Source organism: Methylophaga sp. UBA5088 (genome assembly GCF_002414625.1).
GTDB classification, from domain to species: domain Bacteria; phylum Pseudomonadota; class Gammaproteobacteria; order Nitrosococcales; family Methylophagaceae; genus Methylophaga; species Methylophaga marina.
This window is the reverse complement of the sequence record NZ_DIAC01000026.1, coordinates 2,219-4,032: the sequence shown is the minus strand read 5'-3', so window position 1 is coordinate 4,032 and position 1,814 is coordinate 2,219. Positions and strand designations below refer to the sequence as shown.

Genomic DNA, 1,814 nt, shown 5'->3' with positions numbered 1-1,814 from the left:
GTGCGACCATTATGATTGGCCATGATGCATCGTATCTTGACGATGCTGATGTGGTGGTCGTTACTACTGCTGTAAGCGAAGATAATGTTGAATTAGTGGCTGCTAGAGAGCAATTGATTCCTGTTGTACCCAGAGCGGAAATGTTGGCCGAGCTGATGCGATTTAGTTATGGCATTGCTGTAGCAGGAACGCATGGTAAAACCACAACAACCAGCTTGATAGCCGCCTTATTAAGCGAAGGCGAGCTGGATCCTACCTTTGTGATTGGTGGACGTTTAAATAGTGCCGGCACGAACGCGCGTTTGGGTACAGGGCGTTATCTGGTCGCTGAAGCTGATGAAAGTGACGCATCATTCTTATACCTGCAGCCAATGATTGCGGTGGTGACGAATATTGATGAAGATCATATGGCGACATATGACGGTGATTTTGGCAAATTGAAGGCCACCTTCATTGAGTTTCTTCATCACTTACCATTCTATGGACTGGCAGTGTTATGTCTTGATGATCCGGTTATCCAATTGTTATTGGCTGATGTAACCAGACCGTTTATCACTTACGGACAAAACCCTGATGCTGATTATCAGTTAATGGAACTGACGCAGCATCAGGGGCAAAGCTTTTTCACCGTGGTAGAGAAACGTTCAGGACAGAGCTTCCCTGTCACATTGAATATGCCTGGCTTACACAATGCCTTGAATGCGACGGCTGCCATGGCTGTAGCACGTAACCTGGATGTCAGTGTCACTGATTGCCAGAGAGCCTTACTGAAGTTTGATGGTGTAGGACGACGCTTTAATCTAATGGGTCAGGTTAAAGCGGGTACCGGTCAGGCCATGCTGATTGATGATTATGGGCATCATCCGACTGAAATCGCAGCCACGCTTGCCGCCACACGAGGTGGTTGGCCAAATAACCGTTTAGTTTTGGTATTCCAACCTCATCGCTACACACGCACACGTGACTTGTTTGAAGATTTTGCGCATGTGTTATCCAGTGTTGATGTGCTGGTTGTGTTAGAGGTCTATCCAGCCGGTGAAGCAAAAATTGCCGGGGCAGATGCACGTAGTTTATGTCGGGCTATCCGCTTGCGTGGTCAGGTTGAGCCTGTATTTGCAGAAGACAAGCAGGAACTCTACGCATTATTACCGGGCCTTCTACAAGACGGCGATGTGTTGTTGACATTAGGTGCTGGAGATATCGGCCGGATGGCACAGGCTTTACCTGAGATCTTAAACGATGGGGGTGCTGAATGATGGCATTACCTCGGACTTTAAAAGGCGAACTAAAAACAAATGAGCCACTGTCTCGTTATAACTCATGGCGTGTAGGAGGGCCGGCAAAACAGCTTTACCGTCCTACCGACAGAAATGATCTCGCCCTGTTTTTACAACAACTACCTGCAGAAGAACCTGTGCTATGGGTCGGTCTGGGTAGTAACTTATTAATACGTGATGGCGGTTTTGCCGGCACTGTGATTGTCACCGCAGGCGCATTGCAAACCATCGATGTCATTGATAATGAGATTACGGCAGAAGTCGGGCTCTATTGCAGCAAGTTAGCGAAACAGGCGGCGAAGGCTGGCTTAAAAGGCGCTGCTTTCTGGGCAGGGATTCCGGGTACTTTAGGTGGTGCCTTAGCCATGAATGCTGGTGCTCATGGTGTTGAAACATGGGACTCCGTCGTAGAAGTCACAACAATTGATAAACAAGGTGAGTTGCATCTCTACAATGCTGATCAGTTTGAGGTGAGTTACCGTTATGTGAACTTGCCAGAAAATCAGTGGTTCGTAGCAGCAAAAATGCGGTTTGAAC

The 1,814-nt window shown here is 47.8% G+C and carries 2 protein-coding genes; both read left to right on the top strand.

What is annotated here, in order from left to right:
• The coding region (gene murC, locus B4K20_RS03070) for a UDP-N-acetylmuramate--L-alanine ligase (RefSeq protein ID WP_289281841.1) at positions 1-1,256 on the top strand (1,256 nt) is incomplete at its 5' end.
• On the top strand, positions 1,253-1,814 hold a 562-nt coding region (locus tag B4K20_RS03065; RefSeq protein ID WP_289281840.1), incomplete at its 3' end, for an FAD-binding protein. The genes murC and B4K20_RS03065, both read left to right, overlap by 4 nt.